Origin of the sequence: Bacillus cereus (assembly GCF_015071065.1) — a bacterium.
Taxonomy (GTDB): Bacteria; Bacillota; Bacilli; order Bacillales; family Bacillaceae_G; genus Bacillus_A; species Bacillus_A cereus_BA.
In genome coordinates, this window is record NZ_VOVA01000011.1 from 79,735 (window position 1) to 103,281 (window position 23,547).

Genomic DNA, 23,547 nt, shown 5'->3' on the forward strand with positions numbered 1-23,547 from the left:
CTCTTATAACGGTGGGGATTTTAAATGTAAGTATGCAACATAATACACAATAGAAGGTGATTTTATGAGAAAATACGCAGCAATTGCTTTATGTACATCTGCTATTCTAGCAGGATGTAACACAAATAATGCTAGCCCAGAACCTGCAAAAGAGAAAAAGGTACAAGAAGTAAAAAAACAAGAAGAGACTGTACAAACACAAGGTAAAATTTCTTATAATCCAGTTACGCACGAATCTACAAACACAGCTATTCATATAGCAGATATAAAAGATACTTTAACCGAAGTACAATATAAAATTTGGCGCTCTGCTGATGGAAAAGAAAGTACTAAATCTTTTTCTTCTAAAGAAAAGGAAAAACAATTCACAATTCCTTTTGATATAAAAGAATTTGAAGGAAAACGCGGTGAATATCAAATTGAAGCAACAGGGATAAAAGAAGATGGGAAAACAATTCCACTTACAAAATCTACTATTACTTTCGAGCAAAAGGTTCCTGTTCTTATGTATCATGCAATTGATGATTATCACGGACAAGGCATTAAAGACTTATTCGTATCACCTGCTAACTTTGAAGCACAAATGAAATATTTAAAGGACAATGGTTATACATTATTAACGTTTGAACGCTGGGGCGATATAAATAAAGTAAATAAGCCGATTTTCGTTACATTTGATGATGGCATGAAAAATAATATGAATGCATTTCGTACTTTACAAAAGCTAAAAGATGCTACTTTTAAACCATCGGCAACAGAATATATGATTGTTGATAACGTTGATGTAGAAGGAGCTCTTTCTACATCTGAAATAAAAGAAATGGTTGATTCCGGCATTTTCTCGGTACAATCTCATACAGCAACACACGCAGACTTGCCGAAAATTACAACCTATGAAGAAGAGTTAAAAGGATCAAAAGAAAAGCTAGAGAAAATAACAGGTAAACCTGTTATCGCAATTGCTTATCCATTCGGTCATGTAGATGATACAGTTGTCGCAGAGACAAAGAAATATTATCAATTTGCAACGACAACGAAACCTGGGCAGTTCATTACGAAAGGTGAACCAGATGAGTTGCTAAAGATGAAGCGTGTTCGTATACATCATACAACTACAGTAGAACAGTTTGCCTCTTCCATCAAATAAATTCGGGAGCTCAATATATTTTGAGCTCTCTTTTCACGTTATATTTGTATATATTTTTAGAATTTTCTTGTATTATATATAGTAAGAAATCTTTCAAACTAAAGGAGATTATACATATGTCATTTGAACAAACGTTAGAGAAATATGCTGCCCTTGCAGTCAATGTTGGTGTTAATATTCAGCCCGGACAAACTTTATCAATTAGTGCACCTCTTGAAGCTGTACAATTTGTACGCCTCGTTACAGAAAAAGCATATAAATCTGGTGCAAAGCACGTATATGTGGATTGGAATGATGAGACGTTAACACGCTTAAAGTTCGATCTAGCTCCTGAAGAAGCATTCGCTGAATTCCCTTCTTGGAAAGCACATGCTCGTGAAGAATTAGCAAAAGAAGGCGCTGCATTTATGTCTATTTATGCAGAAAACCCTGATTTATTAAAAGGTGTAGAACCAACGCGTATCGCAACTGCTCATAAAGTAGCTGGAGAAGCGATGAAAGTATACCGTGATTATGTACAAGCTGATAAAGTGAGCTGGTGTGTAATTTCTGTTCCTACGAAAGAATGGGCTGCAAAAGTATTCCCTGACGTAGCACCAGCGGAACAAGAAGCAACGCTATGGGATGCTATTTTCAAAGCTACTCGTGCTGATTTAGAAAATCCTGTGGAAGCATGGAAAGAACATGATGAAACGCTACATAAAAAAGTTGATTACTTAAATGAAAAACATTATAAAGCTCTTCACTATACAGGTCCTGGAACAGACTTAACGATCGAACTTCCAGAAAATCATGTATGGGCTGGTGCTGGTAGCTTAAATGAAAAGAACGTACCATTTATGGCTAACATTCCAACAGAAGAAGTATTTACAATGCCACTTAAAACAGGTGTAAACGGACAAGTGTCTAGTACAAAACCGTTAGCATTTGCAGGTAACATCATCGATAACTTTACGTTAACATTTGAAAATGGACGTATCGTGGACTATAAAGCTGAAGCTGGTGGGGAAGCTTTAAAACATTTAGTAGAAACAGATGAAGGTTCTCACTTCTTAGGAGAAGTAGCTTTAGTACCTCATGACTCACCAATTTCAAACACAAATATTTTATTCTACAATACGCTATTTGACGAAAATGCATCTTGCCACCTTGCAATCGGAAATGCTTATGCATTTAACTTAGATGGCGGAAAAACAATGACGAAAGAAGAACTTGCTGAAAATGGTGCGAACGCTAGTATTACACACGAAGATTTCATGATTGGATCAGCTGAGCTTGATATTGATGGTATTACAGCTAATGGCAGACATGAGCCTATCTTCCGTAAAGGTAACTGGGCGTTTTAAATTCATTAATATAAAAACACATTGGATTACCCAATGTGTTTTTATTTGTTAGGCTTCAATTCAAATTTTATCGTTCTATTCTCATGTGTAAACTCAGGCCTGTATGTGGCGATATATGTATTTTCTTTTGTTACATCAAATAGCATGACGTCTTGGATTTTTTCATCTGGTGCTACCTTTTTACTAATGAAGCTATCATATTTATATTCTTTAAATTTTGTACCTTTCTTATCTGTAATCTCAAATTCGTAAAATGCAAAAGGTATTTCTTTTTTACTATTATTTTTCACCGTGAAAACAATCCCTAAAATATCATCTTTCTTTTTATCTGTGGTGTAATCTGGATACCCTAATTGAACTGAATCGAGAGTTACTTGCAAACCATCCACGTCCACTGTCTCTCCTATTTTATAAACTTTATCTTGAACGTCCTCTTGTTTACTTTCATCGCTATTTTTAGTTTCCATACAAGCACTTAAACTAAAAGCCATGCCACAAATTAAAACAATTCGACTCACCTTTTTTAACATACTCTTCCCTCCTTATGAGACAAGATTTTTATATTTATCATAGCAAAACTCTTTACGCTTTCTTGTCATATTTTGTCGCATTAATTGCTAACTGCACAAATAGAAAAAAGCTATCTTCTACAAAAGATAGCTTTCATGATGCCGATGACACCTTAAGTCCAATTACTCCTAGAACAATAAAGAGAATACAACACGCTTGGAATAAGTTAATATGCTCTTTGAAAAAGTACACACTGATGATTGTAATAAGTAGCGTTCCCACACCAGACCAAATTGCATAAGCAATGCTTAAATGAATCTTTTTAACAACAATAGCAAACACACTGAAACAAATTCCATAGAATACGAAAATAAGGACACTTGGAACAAGCTTTGTTAAACCGTTCGATAACTTCATCGCAATCGTTCCAGCTACTTCAAAAATAATTGTTACGAGTAACAATAGCCAATATACCATACTAGAATCTCCTTCTCGGTTACCTTATAGAGATTCTAGTATACTACTTATAATCCTAATGAAATATATTTAATTTCTAAATATTCCTCAATGCCGAAATGGCCTCCTTCGCGGCCGATACCACTTTCTTTAAAGCCACCAAACGGTGCTTGTGCAACTGATGGAAGTCCATCATTCAAACCGATAATACCGTACTCTAACGCTTCGCTAATTTGGAATGCTTGGCTAATATCTTTTGTGAAAATATAAGCAGCTAAACCATATGGTGTATTATTTGCTCGCTCGATTACTTCTTCAACTGTTTTAAATTTAGCAACTGGTGCAACTGGTCCAAATGTTTCTTCATTCATACAAAGCATCGTGTCATTTGCCAATCCAATTACTGTTGGCTGAATGAAATATCCATCTAACTCTGCAAATTTATGGCCACCGTATAAAACTTCTCCGCCCTTTTGAATTGCATCTTCAATATGTTCTTGCACTTTCGAAACTGCATTCGCATCAATAAGTGGACCTACAGTTGTTCCTTCGCCGAATCCGTCTCCAACTTTAAGCTGCTCTACAGCTTTTGTGAACTTCCCTGCAAATTCTTCGTACACTTCTTCTTGAACAAAGACGCGGTTTGTACATATACACGTTTGTCCTGCGTTACGGAATTTCGAACCGATTACCGCTTCTACCGCCTTATCTAAATCAGCATCATTCATAACAATAAATGGAGCGTGACCACCTAATTCAAGCGAAACCTTTTTCATCGTTTGTGCAGCGCTAGCCATTAATTCTTTCCCAATTTCAGTTGATCCTGTAAAGGAAACTTTTCGAACGCGCTCATCTTCCATCCACGTATCAGCAATTGCTTTTGCACTACCTGTTACAATATTTATTACACCTTTGGGAATATCTGCTTCATGTGCTAATTCAACTAACTTCAATGCAGTTAATGGCGTTTGACTCGCTGGTTTCACAACTGCCGTACAGCCTGCTGCAAGTGCTGGAGCTACCTTTCTCGTAATCATAGCAGCTGGAAAGTTCCACGGTGTAATAGCTGCCATAACTCCAACTGGTTGCTTCATAACTAAAATACGCTTATTCGGATGAGAAGCAGGAATCATTTCACCGTATATTCTCTTTCCTTCTTCTGCGTACCATTCAACAAAACTATTTGCATAATTCACTTCACCAAGTGCTTCTGCAAACGGCTTCCCTTGTTCTCTCGTCATAATTGCTGCAATTTCTTCTTTATTTTCATCAATGAGTGTGAACCACTTTTTTAACTTTACTGCACGATCCGCTGCCGTTAATTTTGACCATGATTTAAAAGCCTCATGTGCAGCATCAACTGCTTGCTTTGCCTCTGTAATCCCGCCCTTTGGTACAGTTGCAAATACTTCCTTTGTCGCTGGATTGTTTACTTCGATTTGTTCTTGCAGTGTAATCCACTCACCATTTATATACATCGCCTTTTTCTCTAAGTTTACGAACATCGCTTTTTTATCCAATGTTTTCTTCCTCCTCTATAAACTTCTTAATTTTCCTAGTAGCAGCAGATTGACTTATTTGCAAAAATTCAGCCACTTTATAACTTGATCCATACGTTTTATACGCTTTAAGAATAATATTTCTCTCTACCTCTTCCAGCATTCTATAAAGACTTTGTCCGGATTGTTCAACTGTAGCCTCTTGCATAGATAGTGGCAAATCTTCTACCATTACAAAATCATCTGCAGTGATAACAATTCTTTCAATTACATTCTCTATTTCCCTATTGTTTCCTTCCCATGGATATCCGACAAACATTTGTAACGTACTAGGTGCTAACTTCACATCACGTCCGTACTTTTTATTAAAATGCTGTAAATAATGATAGATGAGCGGCAAGATGTCTTCTGTTCTCTCCCGAAGTGGCGGAATTGAAATTGGAATGACATTCAGACGATAGTATAAATCTTTCCGGAATGTTCCTTGTTTCACCATCGTACTTAAATCTCTATTTGTTGCTGCTACAATTCTAACGTCCACCTTTTTTAATTCTCTTCCGCCTATAGGACGAAACGTTTTTTCTTGCAATACTTGCAAAAGCTTCGCTTGAATTTCAAGCGGCATTTCACCAATTTCATCTAAGAAAAGGGTCCCTTTATGTGCTGATTCTAGTAATCCCTTTTTTCCTTCACGATTTGCACCTGTAAAAGACCCACCTGAATATCCAAAAAGCTCAGATTCAATTAAATTCGTCGGCAATGCCGCACAATTAATTTCATAGAAACTTTCATGCTTCCGGTTACTCACTTCATGTAAATGACGTACTAATCGACTCTTCCCTACTCCTGTCTCACCTAAAACAAGAACAGTACTATCCACCACGGAAACTTTTTTAATTGTTTCGACTATTTTCTGCATAGCGATGCTTTTAAAAATAAGCCCTTCATGCTCATATGTTTCTCTTAATTCTTTTTTATATGTTTTTAACTGATTATCCATCTCCTCTACCTTCTTACGCAATTGGTAGAGTTCTGTAAGATCTCGTGAATAACTAATAACTCGTCTTAAATTACCTTGTTCATCAAATACTGGCCTTGTACGAACATGTAAATATTCTCCTGATTTCGTTGTTTGAACAAGTTCAACCGGCTTTTTCTTTTCAATTACTTCTAACGTTGCAGATGGATAAAAAATCCCTTCTTTTTGTAGTTCTTGCACATGCTTTCCTACTAGTTCCTTAGCAGAGAGCTGGTAATGTCTTTCACATGTACTATTTACACGGACAACCGTTCCATTCTCATCCGTAACAAAAATCTCATCAAATGCATATTCAAATACATCTTTTAAGTCCATCAACACTCGTTCCTTTTCTGCAACCATCCTAGCCACTCCCTACTTCAAATCCATCGATTCACTTTACTACCTTTATTATAAAATGAATTTTCTGCATTTTATATAGAGTAAGCTAGAATGTTTTCAATTTGTTATTTATACAAATCTATTTGTATTTTTCAACACATAATTCAGTGCCTTGAAAAATACAGAATGCCATCGCAACCATACCTTCACTTTGTTTTAGCTTGGCATGGGGCAGAAAAAGTGGCTGACCGATATGCATGGCCGATTGCCCTCTTCTGCCTAAAAAGAAAAGCTTTATGCCTTTAATTCTTTATACACGAGCGATGTTTGCTTGCTCATAACAAGCTTGCAATGATTCTTCAATTATTGTTAAACCTTCCTCAAGTTGCTCCTCTGTAATCACCAATGGCATTAACACACGAATAACATTTCCATATGTTCCTGCTGATAGTAGAAGTAATCCACGCTTATTTGCTTCTGCACATAAATTAGCCGCTAATGTTTTATTAGGCGCTTTCGTCTTACGATCTTGAACGAGCTCAAATGCACACATTGCCCCTAAGCCGCGCACATCACCGATGCAATTATATTTGTTTTTCATCTCTTGGAATCGGTTCATTACGACTTTCCCTACTTCTATCGCTCTATCATTTAATTTCTCTTTTTCTATTACATCAAGCACAGCTAATGCAGCCGCACATCCTAATGGACTTCCTGCATACGTTCCGCCCAGTTCTCCCGGTGCAGACTCATTCATAATTTCTTTACGACCAATCACGCCGCTTATCGGTACACCAGCACCTAATGATTTAGATACCGTAATTAAATCTGGAACGACATCATAATGATCAATTGCAAAGTATTTTCCGGTACGACTAAAGCCTGTTTGAATTTCATCAGCTACAAATAAGATACCGTGCTCTGAACAAATACTGCGTACTTCTTGAACAAATTTCTTACTTGGAACGATAAATCCACCTTCCCCTTGAACAGGCTCCATTACAACAGCTGCAATTGTTTCTGGTGCTACTTCTGATATGAAGAAGTTCTTAAACTCTTCAATGATAAAGTCATCATACTGCTCTTCTGTTAACCCTTCTGGGCGACGGTATTCATATGGGAATGGCGCTTTATATACTTCTGGAGCAAATGGGCCAAATCCAAATTTATATGGTTTTACTTTACTTGTCATCGTCATTGTCATTAATGTACGCCCATGAAATCCTTTAGAAAATGCAATAATTCCAGGTCTCTTCGTATATTTACGAGCAATCTTCACTGCATTTTCAACCGCTTCCGCACCACTATTTAAAAACAATACTTGCTTATCGAAATTCCCTGGTGCTAATGCAGCAAGTTTTTCTGCTAATTCAATATAAGGCTCATACATCATCACATTAAAGCCAGTATGAATATATTGATCTACTTGCTTATGAAGTGCTTCTTTAACAGTAGGATGACAATGTCCTACATTAATTGTCCCGATCGCTCCTGCGAAATCAATATACTGGTTTCCATCCACATCTGTTACGAGTGCACCATTTGCAGACTGTACAAATGTTGGAATACCATTACTTACTCCTTTTGGTACTATATTTTGGCGGCGTTCTAATAAAGACGCTGCTTTCGGTCCTGGAATTTGTTCATTTACTTTAGCAAATTTTTTTGTGTTCATGCGTACCCCATCCTTTTCTATACAATGTTTTCTCTTTATATTGCAAGATGTATGCCAACTTCCCCTTTCTAGTATTCATCCCATTCCCTTACTATCTCGGCATAAAAAATAAGTCTACAAAGACTCATATAGAGTCCTTATAGACTTATCAATTTATACATTAGACTTTCCTTGCTCCCAAATTAACTCACCAGAATTAGAAATAAACTCCCCAACAGAATGTAACACTAAATCTGCAAGTGGCTCTAACGTTTGACGATCGCCCGTACCAGAAAGTACCCCAATTGCATAGCAATCTCCGCTATTTCTTGCTAAATATAAATCTGTTGGTGTATCGCCTACAACTGCCACTTCAGATGGATCTAAATTAAATCTCTCGCAAAACGATTCTACAATTTTTTTATCTGGTTTCTGTGCCGGAAACGTATCTGAAGCTATAACATAATCAAAAAAACCTTCCAATTGATACTGCTTTAAAAATAATTCTGTCGGTGCAAAATCATCAGCTGTGACGACACCTAGAATAAATCCTCTATCCTTTAACTCTTGTAAAACTTTCGGTAAATCTGCCGTCATTCTCATATGTGAACGATGCTCGTACATAAGAGCAAACAACTTTTCACTCACCCATTGATGCATCTCTTCTTCTCTAGATGATGCAATATATTTACAAAGCCCCTTGGCCACATCAAGACTCGTTCCAGCAGCGAGCGCACTACGCGGATGAACAAATGCTCCGTCTACGCCAATCTCTTTTAATAACGTCTGCTGCATTGATTCTGGTAATTGATATAAATTTATACATTCTACAACAAGCTCTTCAGCTACTTTTATCCAAATCGAATGAAAATCCATTAATGTCCCATCTTTATCAAATAGTATTGCTTTTACCTTCTCCATAGCACCCTACCTCTCATTTCTTATCTCTTCCAGTGTATCAATAAAATATGGATAAAAAATAAACGGATTGTAAAAATACCATAAAAATCAAACTAACTTCCAATTTACAATTCAGCTGTATAAAGTGAAACTTTAATCAGTAGGGTTTTGTCCATCCCCGTTGATTATTAACCTTCACCAATCGGACTTTTACGAGCAGCCCGACCCACGCCTAACTTCTTTGCTTCAGCCGAATTTTGAGGTGGGAATGCTGGGAAAAAGCAAAAAAGGATGCCTTTACAGGGCATCCTCTTGATGTTCAGGAACAAATAGTTCCAGACAATGATATATATTTTCGAATTCCATCGGTGCATCTCCGCCATATTCACCATCTAAGTTGATCATTAATTTATCAGGTGAATGCACTTTAATACGATTCGCTTGTGTATATAGCACTTTCGGATTGTTAATATGTTCCCCACGCTGCGCTTGTGTTGCTGCTTTAATTAAATCAGCGATAGAACCTTTTTTCAGTACTAATAAATCAAATAATCCATCGTTAATAGATGCATATGGTGCTACTTTTTCGAATCCACCAACTGAACGAGTATTCGTAATTAAAAACATCGTAATTTCTTCTTGTAGCAACTTCCCATCATACTCGATTTCAACATATGTTGGATGTAATGATGGTAACATTTCGATGCCTTTTAAATAGTAAGCAAGTTGACCTAATACTGTCTTTAGCTTGCTTGGTACTTCATATGTTAATTCTGTAATACGGCCGCCACCAGCGATATTAATGAAATATGTATCATTCGCTCTACCAAGATCTAACGGTACCGTTGTTCCTTCACAAATAATATCCGCAGCCTCTTCAATAGCACGAGGTACACCGATCGCACGCGCAAAATCATTTGTCGTTCCAACTGGAATAATTCCAAACTTTGGACGATGCTCATGTCCTACTAAACCGTTCACTACTTCATTTAATGTACCATCACCACCAGCTGCGATAACAACATCAAACTTACGATCCGCAGCTTGCCTCGCTGCCACAGTCGCATCTCCAGGACCAGTTGTCGCATGACAAGACGCTTCATATCCAGCTTGTTCTAATTTTTGTAATACTTCTGGTAAGCTCTTCTTAAATAGCTCGCGCCCAGAAGTAGGATTATAAATAATTCTTGCTCGCTTCATCATTTATTAGCACAGGAAATTCCTTATTCATTGAAAAACGAATACACCGAACCCTTATTCAGTATCCCTATGCCTACCTCCTCTCATCTTCCTATCCTTCTTTAATTCCGCTCAAACAGGCAGTAAGAACCCGATTCGTGTAGCCCATCAAAAGTAACTATTCACTCATGATGGTTTTGCTTTATTTAACCAAGAAATTTATCCCGCATTAACGGGCAGTAAAACTTCCACCTCAAAATTCGGCTGGGGCAAAGAAGTTAGGTGGGAGATCAACTGCCCGTAAATGCCCGATTGGTTCAACTAATAATCAGTGGGGGATGACCCTCCCACTGATTAAAGTTTCACTTTATGTCTATCCATTCTCTCACATCAATTTACATATAATGAATAATAATTATCTATTATTTCATGAGATGAAAAAACTCTCTATGTCTAGATTTATCATTATTCCCACCTTTTTGCAACTATCATACCATAGTTGCTATACAAACATTTTTTCACTTTTGACAGTTAATCAAACGTTTGTTTAAATTATTTTTCACCATTTAAACAAACGTTTGATTAACTCAGAAAAAACACCCAAATACGGGTGTTTTTTCTGTTTAATCTTTAAGAATCTATACTATTTTAGCGTTCAAAAATAAGAATTCCTCTCTTATTTTTAGCGCTTATTAATCTCTTCAAGTAAGATTTTGTTAACAAGCGGTGGATTTGCTTGTCCTTTTGTAGCTTTCATAATTTGACCAACTAAGAAGCCAATTGCACGGTCTTTACCGTTTTTAAAGTCTTCAATAGATTGCTCATTATTATCAAGAATTTCTGTTACAACCTTACGAAGTGTTCCTTCGTCAGAAATTTGAACAAGACCTTTTGCTTTAACGATTTCTTCTGGGTCTCCACCTTTTTCAATTAATTCATTAAATACTTTCTTCGCGATTTTAGAAGAAATTGTACCTTTTTCAATTAATTGAACCATTTTAGCTAAGCCCGCTGGCGTTAATGCAACGTCTTTTAATTCTTTTTGTTGTTTGTTTAAGTATGCAAGTACTTCACCCATTAACCAGTTTGATGTTAATTTCGCATCAGCACCGTCTGCAACTGTTGCTTCAAAGAAATCAGACATCTCTTTCGTTAATGTTAATACGTGTGCATCATAAGCCGGTAAGCCAATTTCTTCAACATAGCGAGCTTTACGTACATCTGGAAGTTCTGGAATAGAAGCACGAATTTCTTCTTTCCACTCATCGTCGATGTAAAGTTCAACTAAGTCTGGCTCTGGGAAGTAACGGTAATCGTCAGATCCTTCTTTTATACGCATTAAGATTGTTTTCTTCGTTGCTTCATCATAACGGCGTGTTTCTTGTTGAATGATACCGCCAGATAATAGTTCTTTTTCTTGGCGCACTTGCTCATGCTCAAGACCTTTTTGCACGTAATTGAAAGAGTTTAAGTTTTTCAGTTCTGCTTTTGTACCGAACTTCTCTTGTCCAACTGGACGAAGTGAAATATTCGCATCACAACGAAGAGAACCTTCTTCCATCTTACAATCAGATACACCTGTATATTGAATGATTGATTTTAACTTCTCTAAATACGCATATGCTTCTTCTGGAGTACGCATATCTGGCTCAGATACGATCTCGATTAAAGGCATACCTTGACGGTTGTAATCTACTAATGAACCTTCAGCTGTATGCGTTGATTTACCAGCATCTTCTTCTAAATGAAGACGTGTAATACCGATACGTTTCTTTTTGCCATCTACTTCGATTTCAATCCAACCATTTTCACCAATTGGCTTATCAAATTGAGAGATTTGGTAAGCTTTCGGATTATCTGGGTAGAAATAGTTTTTACGGTCGAACTTCGTTTCCGTTGCGATTTCACAGTTTAATGCCATTGCAGCTTTCATTGCAAAGTTAACTGCTTCCTTATTTAAAGTAGGAAGTACCCCTGGGTATCCTAAGTCAATTACACTTGTTTGTGTATTTGGCTCCGCTCCGAATTCTGTTGGACTCGCAGAGAAAATTTTCGAATTTGTTTTTAACTCAACGTGAACCTCTAAACCAATAATTGTTTCTAAATTCATCTATGCTCGCCTCCTTACAGACTTGCTTTTTTTGTATGATGGTCTGTTGCTTGCTCAAACGCATGTGCAACGCGGTAAATTGTCGTTTCATCGAAGTGTTTACCAATGATTTGTAAACCAAGTGGCATATTGTTAGCACCGAATCCACATGGAACAGAAATCGCTGGAACACCCGCTAAGTTTACTGGAATTGTTAAAATGTCATTTGCATACATTGTCATTGGATCGTCCACTTTTTCGCCCACTTTAAATGCCGGAGTTGGCGTTGTTGGTCCAATAATAACATCATAGTTAGCAAATACATTTTCAAAGTCATTTTTAATTAATGTACGTACTTGTTGTGCTTTTTTGTAATATGCATCATAGTAACCAGAGCTAAGAGCAAATGTACCAAGCATAATACGACGTTTTACTTCATCACCGAAACCTTCGCTACGTGTGTTTTTGTAAAGATCTAATAAATTATTTACATTATCAGAACGAACACCATAACGTACGCCATCAAAGCGTGACAGGTTAGCAGATGCTTCAGAAGAAGATAATAAGTAATACGTTGCTAGAGCGTATTTAGAGTGCGGAAGAGATACTTCCTCCCAAGTTGCGCCCATACCTTCTAACACTTTTAATGCAGCTAGTACTGACTCACGAGCTTCTTCGCCAACACCTTCGCCTAAGTATTCTTTTGGTACAGCAATGCGTAAACCTTTAACGTCGCCTGTTAAACCAGCTAAGTAGTTTCCTACTTCAACATTTGCAGAAGTTGCATCCATACGGTCAATACCTGAAATAGCTTGTAATAAGTATGCATTGTCTTCTACTGTACGTGTAATCGGTCCGATTTGGTCAAGTGAAGATGCGAATGCTACTAATCCGTAACGAGATACGCGTCCGTAAGTTGGTTTTAAACCTACAACACCGCAATATGCAGCTGGCTGACGGATAGAACCACCCGTATCAGAACCTAGAGAGAACAATACTTCTCCTGCTGCTACAGCTGCTGCAGAACCACCACTAGATCCGCCTGGAACGTAATCTAAGTTCCATGGATTTTTTGTAGCGTAGAAACCTGAGTTTTCATTTGAAGAACCCATTGCGAACTCGTCCATATTTAATTTACCGATTGTAACTGTGTCAGCAGCTTTTAGCTTTTGTACAACTGTCGCATCGTAAATTGGATCGAAGTTTGCTAACATTTTGCTCGCACAAGTAGTACGAAGACCGTTAGTTACAATGTTATCTTTTACACCGATTGGCATACCGAATAATAAACCATTATCTTCAGCGCCGATCTTAGCATCTAATTCTTTCGCTTTCGCGCGAGCATTTTCTTCATCTAATGTAAGAAAAGCTTTTACGTTATCTTCAACATCCGAAATACGTTTGTAAGATTCTTCTACTAAATCCGTAACGGAAATTTCTTTGTTGTTTAATTTCTTATGTAACTCTGATACCGAATGATCAAATAATGACATCGAAATTCCCTCCTCTATTCTAATACTGCTGGAACACGGATTTGATTATCTTTGTGATCCGGTGCATTTTTTAATACTTCTTCTACTGGTAAACCTTTTTCTGGCACATCTTCACGCATAACATTTTTCATAGTTAATACATGAGTTGTTGGTTTTACATCTGTTGTATCTAATTCATTTAACTGTTCTGCAAATGTAACAATTGCATCTAGTTGTTTTTGGAATTTTTCTGCTTCTTGATCAGTAATTGCAAGACGTGCTAAATGTGCTACGTGCTTTACATTCTCAACGGAAATTCTTGACACGGCTAGGCCACCTCCATAATATATCGTTCAATCTACAATACTATTGATGATACCAAATTTCCAGTACTTCAAGCAAGTCAACACACGGCACTTACGGTATTTTTACATAAAAAAAGAAAGGCAATAGCCCTTCTTTACGATTTACTCTTTATCTAACGGTTTATTTTTCGGAAATCTCTCGTTATCCTCTTCATTATCACGAATTGTTTTTTGTAATACAAAACAAGACATCGTTAAAAATAATGTTCCAATTAAATAATACCCTTTTACACTAAGCGTTTCATCTAACGTGTAAATCCCAATTAGCATCCCTGAAAGCGCACAAACAAATGAAGTCCATGCTAAAAACGTGAACGCTTGCGTATTTCGTCTTCTCATCGTTCTCCCCCTCGTTAGCTGTACACCCATTATAGATAAATATATTTATCACAATGGATTTTTATGTAAAATCCCTTTTTCTATTTATTAATCTATCACAAAAAATTTCTATTTTGAAGGTAATTTTCTTTCTAATCTGAAAAAACAATTAAAAATATTGACATTTATTTCAATTCCACATAAAATAAAAACAAATATTACGAACCTCGAAATATACGGGAGTGGAAATAATTGTTGCAATATGAACATTTTTTAGACTTACTGCTAGATAACGCCAAGAAACTTTTCTATCCTGAAGAATGGGTAAGCCTTGATTTAACACTTTCCAAGACAGAAGTATTTTGTTTACTTTGGATGGAGCGAAATACAGATATTACAATGACAAAAATTGCTGACCTTCTTGATATACCGATGAGTACAACAACGGGCGTTGTAAATCGCCTTGTAAAAAAGGGATATATTGAACGCTACCGGAATGAAAGCGATCGACGCATTGTATTAATTCGTTTAACAGAAAACGGCGTAATGCTCGTTCAAGAAGTAAAACAAAATGCGGCCCATTACTTTAGCCTAGTGACAGACGCATTGTCAGAAGAAGAAAAAGCATTCTTACTACAAATATTCCAAAAGATCATGAATCACATTGCTACGTCACAGCAAAAAACAGAAGAAAAGGTTTCTACACCTAAAATGAAAAACATTCCGATTGAATAAGACCCTAGTTGGGTTTTTATTCAATTAAATATTTCGACACTCGTAATATTCGACATTCGAAACAAAGGGGATATTAATGATGAGAATTATTTTGTATACAGGTAAAGGCGGCGTAGGAAAAACTAGTATTTCAGCAGCAACAGCAATCCAAAGTGCAAAACAAGGATTAAAAACATTAGTAATGAGCACAGATCCCGCTCATAGTTTAGGAGATTCATTTGGCATAAAACTATCTTCTGAACCACTAGAAATTCGCGAAAACTTGTGGGCACAAGAAATTAATACTATTTATGAAATGGAAAAAGGCTGGGGGAAATTGCAGAAATATATTACACTACTCTTCACTTCCAAAGCAGCTGATGATATTACGACAGAAGAATTAACGATGTTCCCTGGTATGGAAGATTTAATTAGCTTACTTCGAGTACTCGATTATTATAAACACAGCACTTACGACGTCATCATTATTGATTGCGCACCGACTGGAGAAACTTTAGCAATGCTCAGCTTTCCAGACATGCTCGGCTGGTGGATGGAAAAACTCTTTCCTATTAAAAGAAAAGTTTTAAAAATCGTTCGTCCTGTAGCTCAACCACTTCTTGGTGTCCCCCTTCCAACCGATGATATTATGGACGAATTAACGAATACGCTTGAACAACTTGGAGAAATGAGAGATATTTTATCAAACCGAGAAGTAACGAGTATTCGCGTTGTTGTGAATCCTGAAAAAATGGTCATTAAAGAAGCTCAGCGTAGTTTTACTTATTTAAACTTATACGATTATAACGTAGATGCCATTATGATTAACCGCGTCATCCCTAACACTGTCACCGATCCTTACTTTCAAGCATGGAAAGATACACAAAAGAAATATAAAGCGTTAATTAAAGATAGTTTTCAGCCAATTCCTATTTACGAAGCTCCGATGTTTGAACAAGAAGTTGTTGGTTTGCCTATGTTAGAGCGTGTAGGAAATGCTTTATTCAAAACTGATCCTTGTCCTACTGAGGTGAAATTTAATGGGCGCACACAATATGTAAAAAAGGATGGCGATGAATATATTTTTGTTCTTTCCATTCCCTTCTCAAACAAAAGTGAACTTTCATTAAATCAAAAAGGTGATGAGCTTATTATTCGAGCTGGTTCTGCTAAACGGAACATCACATTACCAAAAACGTTAACACATCTTTCTATTCAAGGAGCAAAGTTTGAAGGGGATGTACTAAACATTCGGTTTGGGGGTGTAGTGCATGCATGATGAACTGCTACGAAGGGTAATTCGTACAAAAATAAAATTCGGTATACGTATATTAGAAGAGCTCCCGAATCCAATCCAGCAATCAGCTAAGCAAGTACTAAATATTTTACAGGAGGAGCTAGCTACTTATCCGAAAGAACAAGAGCATCACGAAGGTAATTTAAAAAGTATTATAATTGAATAACTATCTTTGTATAGAGGGCCTTTTTAGGCTTTCTATACCTTTATTGGAGTGATGTAAGTTGCTGAAAAAACATTCCACTATTATGCTTTGGATCGTTCCTTTACTATTTTTCATTCATAACCTTGAAGAATCTTTCCAGATGCCACAATATCTTGCTAATCAATTTTCAATTCACCTTATAACTAGCCAACAATTTTTCATTGCAATTTCCGCATTAACAACTTTTGTCTTACTTATCGTCCTCCTATATCAACTAAACGTGTTATCTTCTATACACTGGATTATCTTTATACAAGGAGCTATCTTCTTCAACTCTGTTCAACATATTATTTTGTTTTTCATTTATCGCTCCTATAATCCCGGCGTAATATCCGCGGTTTTCATTACCCTCTTTTCTATTTTCTTTTTTTCATCACAAAAACACTTAATTCATAAAAAGCAATTCGTAATTACACTCGTTTTCAGCTTATTTTCTTACCCCATTATAATTTGGATTACCTTACTATTCGCTAGCTGCTTTCATTAATAAAAAAGACCAGGAAAACTCCTGGTCCATCACTCTACTTAACAAACATTGGATTCTATGTTATACAAAATTGGAAGGTACAGAATTAGGGTTTTGTTTGTTAAGTAGATTATATGTTGAACGAGCTAACAGCGGAGGGGTTCCTACTGTTAGTCGTTAAACTCAATAATTATTTCACGATTTTTTCAAGCTCATCAAGTGAAAGATCTACTGAAATTGAACCATCATTTGTTTCTTTCTTAATTGCATCTGTTACTTCTTTTGAATGATATAGTTCAATTACTTTTTTCAGTGTTGGATCAGCTTTATCTTTCGTACGAGCTGCGAAAATATTAATATAGGCCTTTGCATTTTCATTATTTGGATCTTCTAAGAAAATTGGATCCTTCGCTGGGTCTAATCCAGCTTGACCAGCAACACCGTTATTAATAACTGAAGCTGCTACATCTTTTAATACACGAGGTGTTTGCTGTGCGATAACCGGTGTAATCTTTAACTTCTTCGGATTTTCAGCAATGCCGCTTGGATCTCCAAATAGACCGAAATCTTTCTTAAGCTTTAATAATCCAGCTGCATCAAGAAGTTTTAATGCACGCGCTTGGTTCGTTGGATCATTTGGAATAGCAATTTCTGAACCATCTGGGATTTCATTTGCTTTCTTATATTTTTCAGAGTATAAGCCCATCGGTGCAATTTGTGTTGTACCAACAGCTGTAATATCTAACTTATGTTCCTTTTTAAATTGCTCTAAGAAAGCAATGTGCTGGAATGAGTTTAGTTCAATATCTCCATCAGCTAACGCTTTGTTGGGGGTTGTGTAATCAGAGAACTCAACCAGTTTAATTTTAATCCCTTCTTTTTCAGCTTTTTTCTTTAAAATTTCCCAAGCGTCTCCATCTGTTCCAGTTACACCGACGCGAACTACTTTCTCTTTCGCTCCTGCACCTGTGTCTCCACCTGAGCAGCCGCTTAAGGCTGTAATTCCTACAATCGCTGATAATGCAAATGCTAAAATTTTCTTCATTTTCTTTTCCCCTCTTCCTTTTTATGATCTGCGTAAAAAGACTTTCGCAAAGTAGTTTCCTAAATTTTGAGCTATCTGTACAAGAATAATAAGTAAAACGACCGTTACGAACATAACTGACGTATCAAAGCGTTGATAACCATATGTCATTGCTAAGTCACCAAGACCGCCACCACCGACAAGCCCAGCAACTGCAGAAAATTCAATTAAACCAACTGTCATAAACGTGACACCTAAGATTAATGGTGCTAAAGCTTCTGGCACGAGGATTTCAAAAACAATTCTAAGTGGTGAAGCGCCCATTGCTTGTGCTGCTTCAATTACCCCTTTCGGAACAGAAACAAGATTTGTTTCAACCATTCTAGCAATACCAATTGATGCAACTAACGTCATTGGAAAGACTGCTGCTGCTGTTCCAATCGTCGTTCCAATAACACTTCTTGTTATCGGACTTAAAGCTACTAAAAAGATAATGAATGGAACCGGACGAATTGTATTAATTACGATATTAAGAATAGAAAAGACCCATTTGTTTTCTAAAAAGTTTCCTTTGCGTGTCACATATAAAAGTAAACCTAGAGGTATACCAAGAATTGTAGCGAATATAAGGGTTACAATTACCATTAAGAGGGTATCCCCTGTCGCATCTAATATGCGAGGCCAAAATATACTCCAATCAACTCGCATGAGCTTCTACCTCCTTCAGCTGCACTTGCAGTTTTAGATGTTGTAATGCTTTTTGAATTTCTTTCTGTTCACCTTGTAGTTCTACAAGTAGATTTCCAAATAGCACGTTTTGAAGCTCAATAATATTTCCATACAGTACATTTACATCGACGTTATAGTTTTTTGCGATATACGATAGTACCGGCTGTCCTGTCTCCTCACCAGTAAAAGTTAGGCGGTAAATCTGACCTCCATTTTGAATTTTCGCTAGAACACTTTCTGGTAAGTGGTCATTAATAACAGAACGTATAAAGTTTTGAGTTGTCTTTGTTTTTGGTTGTGTGAAAACATCAAACAGTTTTCCTTCTTCAATAACTTTTCCCTTCTCCATTACAGCTACACGGTGACATATTTCTTTCACAACGTGCATTTCGTGTGTAATAAGAAGAATTGTTAAATTGTATTCTCGATTTACTTTCTTTAATAAATTTAAAATTTCTGTTGTTGTTTCCGGATCTAAAGCTGATGTTGCCTCATCACATATGAGAATATCCGGTGATGTCGCAAGTGCTCTTGCAATCCCAACACGCTGCTTTTGCCCACCTGATAACTGTTCTGGATAATAGTTCGCTTTATCTTCTAAACCAACAAATTTTAGTAGTTCATTCACTCTTTCTTTTATCTCATTCTTCGGCAATTTTGCTAACCTTAATGGATAAGCAATGTTCCCAAACACTGTTCTTGAATTAAATAGATTAAAGCTTTGAAAAATCATTCCAATTCTTTGTCTTAGTTTCCGTAACTCTTTCGTCGATAACGATGTAATATCTTTATCATCTATTGAAATCGTTCCCGCAGTTGGTCTTTCTAACATATTTACTAAACGTAATAACGTACTCTTTCCAGCACCACTAAATCCGATAATGCCAAAAATTTCGCCCTTTTCAACTGACAGCGTTACATCCTCTACCGCATGAACAGATTGCCCACCTGATTCATATACTTTACTTACATTGTTAAAAGAAATCATTTTCTTCCCTCCCTATATGCTGTAAAACTTGAAGTAGAGCTTTCGAGGTAAAATAAAAAGTGCTCTCCTTCTTATCACTTGTAAAAGATAAGAAGGAGAGCACTTATATGTACTCGTTCACATCTTCTCATCTTCCAAGCCTACTTTAAGCTTGCTGGAATTAGCACGGTATTAAAAAACCCGTTGCTGAGGTATCGTAGGGCCAGTCCCTCCACCTCTCTGGATAAGAGTGTATCGATTTAATTGTCATTTAATTAATTCTTATTATAGAACTCAGAATAATAAGAGTCAATACATTTTTCAGAAAAACATTAATTATCTCTCTATTAAAATTTTCAAATGAAAAATCACAATACAATAGTGATTTTTATAGTTATGTAAAATCATCCTCACTCATACTTTTAAAAAGGAGAATCTTCTCTACTAATTGAATAACAGTATTTGAATATGAAATCGGAGGAAGATACATATATGAAAACAGCCCTTTTGCTCGTCGATATTCAAAATGATTATTTTCCAAATGGAAAGATGGAATTACGTAATCCAGTAGAAGCAAGTGAATATGCTAGTCAGCTACTACAACATTTTAGAATTAGAAACGAACCTATTTTTCATATCCAACATGTAGCTATCAAAAATGACGCTACTTTTTTCCTACCCAATACAGAAGGTGTCCATATTCACGAAAATGTCCGTCCACTTAGAGAGGAAACCGTTATACTTAAACATTATCCAAATAGCTTCCGAGAAACTGACCTTCTAGAGCGATTACAACGTTCAGGAATTGAGCACGTCTTAATATGCGGGATGATGACCCATATGTGTATTGATGCTACAGTAAGGGCTGCTTTTGATTTTGGCCTTCACTGTACTGTAATACACGATGCTTGTGCTACAAAAAATCTTTCATTTAAGAACGCTACTATACCAGCTGTTTATATTCATAATACAATTTTGGCGAGTTTAAATGGAGTATACGCAAATATAATGAGTACAGAAGAGTTTTTAGCGACCTAAAAAAACACTCCTTTCAGTTAGCAAAACCGAAAGGAGTGTTCTCTTGTCGAACCATAGATTTTCTTTCAAATTGTATTATACAGGAAATCCTCAAAATAAATACTAAAAAATATGACTAACAAGTCGATTTTTCTCGTTGTTTTGTTTCTATTTTCATGTTTATCCCGATATTAATAGGGTTTAGCTAATTCTAAAGAATTCGTAGTAATATTTGGTAACTATTTCTCGATTCAAATTAACTAGCTTCTATTATAGAGAGTTTCTCAAAAAGAAGAGATCTTCACATACTGTGAAGATCTCTTCTACTATTTCTTATAAAGTTTCAGAAGTAGTTTTTGCTTGCATGTGTAGTGCTAAGTAGTCAGGTCCACCTGCTTTAGAGTCTGTACCAGACATGTTAAAGCCACCGAATGGTTGGTAACCTACGATTGCACCAGTACATCCACGGTTGAAGTATAAGTTACCAACGTGGAAGTCTTCGCGTGCTTTTTCAATATGGTCACGGTTGTTAGAAACAACTGCTCCTGTTAAACCGTATTCTGTATTATTTGCAATTGCAAGTGCATGATCAAAGTCTTTTGCTTTACAGAATGCTACTACTGGTCCGAAGATTTCTTCTTTCATTAAACGAGCATCTTCTGCAACGTCAGCAACGATTGTTGGTTGGATGAACCAGCCTTTAGAATCGTCTCCTTCGCCACCTGATACGATTTTACCTTCTTCTTTACCAATTGCAACATAGCTCATTACTTTATCGAATGCAGCTTGGTCATTAACAGGTCCCATGTTGATATCTTTTGCATCTGGGTTACCTACTGTTAATTCTTTTGTTAATTCAACAGCACGATTTAATACGTGATCGTATACATCTTCATGGATTACTGCACGAGAACATGCAGAACATTTTTGTCCTGAGAATCCGAATGCTGATGCAACGATAGATTTAGCTGCTAATTCAAGATCTGCTTCTTTATCAACAACCATTGTATCTTTACCGCCCATTTCAGCGATAACACGTTTTAACCAAATTTGTCCTGGATTTACTTTTGCTGCACGCTCATAAATACGGATACCTACATCGCGTGATCCAGTGAAGCTAACGAAACGTGTACGAGGGTGATCTACTAAGTAGTCACCAACTTCAGAACCGTTACCTGGAACGAAGTTTACTACGCCAGCTGGTAAACCTGCTTCTTCTAATACTTCCATAAATTTCGCTGCTACTACAGGAGTTGTACTAGCTGGTTTTAGTAATACTGTGTTACCAGAAACTAAAGCAGCTGTTGTCATACCTGCCATAATTGCGAATGGGAAGTTCCAAGGAGAAATGATAACACCTACTCCTAATGGAATGTAAGAGAAACGATTATATTCAATTGGACGGCTTTCTACTGGCATACCGTCTTTTAATTTTAACATTTGACGACCATAATATTCCATAAAGTCGATTGCTTCTGCTGTATCAGCGTCTGCTTCATTCCAAGGTTTTCCTGCTTCTTTTACAAGAATAGCAGAGAACTCATGTTTTCTACGACGAACGATTGCTGCAGCACGGAATAGAATGTCTGCACGCATTTCTGGTTTTGACTTTCTCCAAGTTTGGAATGTTGCATCCGCTACTTGCATTGCTTTTTCAGCTAACTCACGGCTTGCTTTTGAAACGCGACCAACAAGTTCCTCTTTATTTGCAGGGTTTACAGAAACAATTTTGTCTTCTGTAGTGATTTTTTCTCCCCCGATAATTAATGGATAGTCTTGTCCAAGATAAGATTCTACTTTCTTTAAACCCTCTTCAAACGCTAATTTGTTAGCCTCTACTGAAAAATCTGTAAATGGCTCATGTTTGTATGCTACTACCATTTTTTTAGCCTCCCCTTAGAAAAACGTTTACATTTTACAACATTATTCTACACGATAATTTAGATTTATTCAAATATTCCTAGACTTATATTTTAAAAATTAATAAATTTTTAAAATATAATAAAAAAAAAGAGATTCATACATACGTATGAATCTACAAAATATGAGTATATTCCAAAACATTTTTCCCGATTAATAATATAGTAACTAATAAAAATAAAGTCCTTACATATCCAACACCTTTTTGAACCGCAAACTTCGATCCAAAATAAGCACCTAAAATCATTGATAATCCCATAATAATACCGTATTCAAAATGAATTACGTCTAAAAATAAAAAAGTAATTAAAGATACGATATTACTAACGAAGTTCAAAAGTTTTCCAGATGCTGCCGCTTGGATAAAATCCAAACCAATTAATAAAAATGCAAAAATTAAAAAGGATCCTGTCCCCGGTCCAAAAAAACCATCATAAAATCCTATCATTAAAATAACAAAGAAAAACATTAATGTTTTCCCTTTTGTCATCTTTTTATAGGTGGATGCACTTCCCCAATCTTTTTTCGCAATAATATAAATGGCAATAAAAACCAACATTACGAGCACTAGTGGACGCAAAATATCAGGTGGAATAAACTTTACTACTAAAGCGCCTGCTACCGCTCCAATAATAGTTAACGGGATTAACTTTCCTACAATCCGAAAATCCACCTTGCCTGATCGAATAAAATAAATTGTACTCGTAAGCGTCCCCATCGTTGCAGCTAATTTATTCGTTGCGATTGCCGAGGCTGGTGATAAACCAACAAACATAAGTGCAGGAAGCGAAATTAACCCTCCTCCTCCAACAACCGAATCAATAAAAGCAGCTAAAAACCCGAATGCAATTAATAAAATAATGACTTGCAAGCTTAGTTCTTCCATGACTTTGCCCCTTACCCCTTTATTTAT

The 23,547-nt window shown here is 36.4% G+C and carries 23 protein-coding genes and 1 riboswitch; of the genes, 7 read left to right on the forward strand and 16 right to left on the reverse strand.

The genetic code is table 11. The features are described from left to right. The first annotated feature begins 64 nt into the window (after positions 1 to 64). Positions 65 to 1,147: a polysaccharide deacetylase family protein gene (locus tag FT637_RS21620; protein WP_193648045.1), complete on the forward strand. Its 1,083-nt coding sequence runs from the start codon at positions 65 to 67 to the stop codon at positions 1,145 to 1,147. Positions 1,148 to 1,263: 116 nt separating this feature from the next. Next, positions 1,264 to 2,493: an aminopeptidase gene (locus FT637_RS21625; protein WP_193648046.1), complete on the forward strand. Its 1,230-nt coding sequence runs from the start codon at positions 1,264 to 1,266 to the stop codon at positions 2,491 to 2,493. Between the two features lie 41 nt (positions 2,494 to 2,534). Here FT637_RS21625 and FT637_RS21630 read toward each other — a convergent pair whose 3' ends face one another. The 11 genes from FT637_RS21630 to FT637_RS21680 form a co-directional block, all read right to left on the reverse strand. Further along, positions 2,535 to 3,023 carry a DUF4352 domain-containing protein gene (locus FT637_RS21630; protein ID WP_193648047.1) on the reverse strand — a complete coding sequence of 163 codons (489 nt, stop codon included), beginning with the start codon at positions 3,021 to 3,023 and terminating at the stop codon, positions 2,535 to 2,537. A gap of 133 nt (positions 3,024 to 3,156) precedes the next feature. Continuing rightward, complete coding sequence (locus FT637_RS21635) at positions 3,157 to 3,480, reverse strand: DMT family transporter (RefSeq protein ID WP_098275636.1); 324 nt, start codon at positions 3,478 to 3,480, stop codon at positions 3,157 to 3,159. Between the two features lie 47 nt (positions 3,481 to 3,527). Beyond that, entirely contained in the window at positions 3,528 to 4,979 is a 1,452-nt protein-coding gene (gabD, locus tag FT637_RS21640; RefSeq protein ID WP_002201952.1) for an NADP-dependent succinate-semialdehyde dehydrogenase, read from the reverse strand. After that, positions 4,972 to 6,339 carry a sigma-54 interaction domain-containing protein gene (locus FT637_RS21645; RefSeq protein ID WP_193648048.1) on the reverse strand — a complete coding sequence of 456 codons (1,368 nt, stop codon included), beginning with the start codon at positions 6,337 to 6,339 and terminating at the stop codon, positions 4,972 to 4,974. The genes gabD and FT637_RS21645 overlap by 8 nt, the downstream gene beginning before the upstream one ends. A gap of 289 nt (positions 6,340 to 6,628) precedes the next feature. After that, entirely contained in the window at positions 6,629 to 7,993 is a 1,365-nt protein-coding gene (gabT, locus tag FT637_RS21650) for a 4-aminobutyrate--2-oxoglutarate transaminase (protein WP_193648049.1), read from the reverse strand. A gap of 153 nt (positions 7,994 to 8,146) precedes the next feature. Continuing rightward, the gene (locus FT637_RS21655; RefSeq protein ID WP_193648050.1) at positions 8,147 to 8,893 is read right to left on the reverse strand and encodes an HAD family hydrolase; all 747 of its coding nucleotides are present in this window, start codon (positions 8,891 to 8,893) and stop codon (positions 8,147 to 8,149) included. 276 nt (positions 8,894 to 9,169) lie between these two features. Continuing rightward, positions 9,170 to 10,075: a diacylglycerol kinase gene (locus tag FT637_RS21660; protein WP_105586222.1), complete on the reverse strand. Its 906-nt coding sequence runs from the start codon at positions 10,073 to 10,075 to the stop codon at positions 9,170 to 9,172. Between the two features lie 658 nt (positions 10,076 to 10,733). Beyond that, positions 10,734 to 12,161, reverse strand: coding sequence for an Asp-tRNA(Asn)/Glu-tRNA(Gln) amidotransferase subunit GatB (gatB, locus tag FT637_RS21665; protein WP_193648051.1), 1,428 nt, complete (start codon positions 12,159 to 12,161; stop codon positions 10,734 to 10,736). A 14-nt stretch (positions 12,162 to 12,175) separates the two neighbouring features. Further along, positions 12,176 to 13,633 (reverse strand): Asp-tRNA(Asn)/Glu-tRNA(Gln) amidotransferase subunit GatA, encoded by a 1,458-nt coding sequence (gene gatA, locus FT637_RS21670; protein WP_193648052.1) that lies wholly within the window; start codon positions 13,631 to 13,633, stop codon positions 12,176 to 12,178. A gap of 14 nt (positions 13,634 to 13,647) precedes the next feature. Beyond that, positions 13,648 to 13,938 (reverse strand): Asp-tRNA(Asn)/Glu-tRNA(Gln) amidotransferase subunit GatC, encoded by a 291-nt coding sequence (gatC, locus tag FT637_RS21675; RefSeq protein WP_000086999.1) that lies wholly within the window; start codon positions 13,936 to 13,938, stop codon positions 13,648 to 13,650. 141 nt (positions 13,939 to 14,079) lie between these two features. Beyond that, entirely contained in the window at positions 14,080 to 14,316 is a 237-nt protein-coding gene (locus tag FT637_RS21680) for a YiaA/YiaB family inner membrane protein (protein ID WP_001254393.1), read from the reverse strand. 231 nt (positions 14,317 to 14,547) lie between these two features. On the opposite strand from FT637_RS21680, the gene FT637_RS21685 reads away from it, so the two are divergent. The 4 genes from FT637_RS21685 to FT637_RS21700 all read left to right on the forward strand — a co-directional run bounded on the left by FT637_RS21685 (position 14,548) and on the right by FT637_RS21700 (position 16,998). Then, entirely contained in the window at positions 14,548 to 15,030 is a 483-nt protein-coding gene (locus FT637_RS21685) for a MarR family winged helix-turn-helix transcriptional regulator (protein ID WP_000942491.1), read from the forward strand. 76 nt (positions 15,031 to 15,106) lie between these two features. Next, a complete protein-coding gene (locus FT637_RS21690) occupies positions 15,107 to 16,288 on the forward strand; it encodes an ArsA family ATPase (protein WP_193648053.1) in 1,182 nt (393 codons plus the stop codon). Beyond that, positions 16,281 to 16,472 carry a DUF3926 domain-containing protein gene (locus FT637_RS21695; protein ID WP_193648054.1) on the forward strand — a complete coding sequence of 64 codons (192 nt, stop codon included), beginning with the start codon at positions 16,281 to 16,283 and terminating at the stop codon, positions 16,470 to 16,472. The genes FT637_RS21690 and FT637_RS21695 overlap by 8 nt, the downstream gene beginning before the upstream one ends. A gap of 61 nt (positions 16,473 to 16,533) precedes the next feature. Further along, a complete protein-coding gene (locus FT637_RS21700) occupies positions 16,534 to 16,998 on the forward strand; it encodes an HXXEE domain-containing protein (protein ID WP_193648081.1) in 465 nt (154 codons plus the stop codon). A 169-nt stretch (positions 16,999 to 17,167) separates the two neighbouring features. On the opposite strand, the gene FT637_RS21705 is transcribed toward FT637_RS21700, so the two are convergent. The 3 genes from FT637_RS21705 to FT637_RS21715 are packed head-to-tail and all read right to left on the reverse strand — an operon-like array spanning position 17,168 to position 19,718. Beyond that, the gene (locus tag FT637_RS21705) at positions 17,168 to 18,022 is read right to left on the reverse strand and encodes a MetQ/NlpA family ABC transporter substrate-binding protein (RefSeq protein WP_193648055.1); all 855 of its coding nucleotides are present in this window, start codon (positions 18,020 to 18,022) and stop codon (positions 17,168 to 17,170) included. Between the two features lie 21 nt (positions 18,023 to 18,043). Further along, positions 18,044 to 18,709, reverse strand: a complete 666-nt coding sequence (locus tag FT637_RS21710) for a methionine ABC transporter permease (protein ID WP_193648056.1) — start codon at positions 18,707 to 18,709, stop codon at positions 18,044 to 18,046. Then, on the reverse strand, positions 18,699 to 19,718 hold the full coding sequence (locus FT637_RS21715; protein ID WP_193648057.1) for a methionine ABC transporter ATP-binding protein: 1,020 nt from the start codon (positions 19,716 to 19,718) through the stop codon (positions 18,699 to 18,701). Before FT637_RS21715 ends, FT637_RS21710 begins: the two co-directional genes overlap by 11 nt. Positions 19,719 to 19,842: 124 nt before the next feature. Then, a riboswitch (SAM riboswitch) is annotated at positions 19,843 to 19,948 on the reverse strand. Between the two features lie 241 nt (positions 19,949 to 20,189). Between FT637_RS21715 and FT637_RS21720 the strand changes: the two genes are divergently transcribed. Then, positions 20,190 to 20,735 carry a cysteine hydrolase family protein gene (locus tag FT637_RS21720; RefSeq protein ID WP_193648058.1) on the forward strand — a complete coding sequence of 182 codons (546 nt, stop codon included), beginning with the start codon at positions 20,190 to 20,192 and terminating at the stop codon, positions 20,733 to 20,735. Between the two features lie 312 nt (positions 20,736 to 21,047). Here the strand turns inward: FT637_RS21720 and pruA are convergent, their stop codons facing one another. After that, a complete protein-coding gene (gene pruA, locus FT637_RS21725) occupies positions 21,048 to 22,595 on the reverse strand; it encodes an L-glutamate gamma-semialdehyde dehydrogenase (RefSeq protein ID WP_193648059.1) in 1,548 nt (515 codons plus the stop codon). A gap of 154 nt (positions 22,596 to 22,749) precedes the next feature. Continuing rightward, positions 22,750 to 23,520, reverse strand: a complete 771-nt coding sequence (locus FT637_RS21730; RefSeq protein WP_193648060.1) for a TSUP family transporter — start codon at positions 23,518 to 23,520, stop codon at positions 22,750 to 22,752. Positions 23,521 to 23,547: the final 27 nt, after the last annotated feature.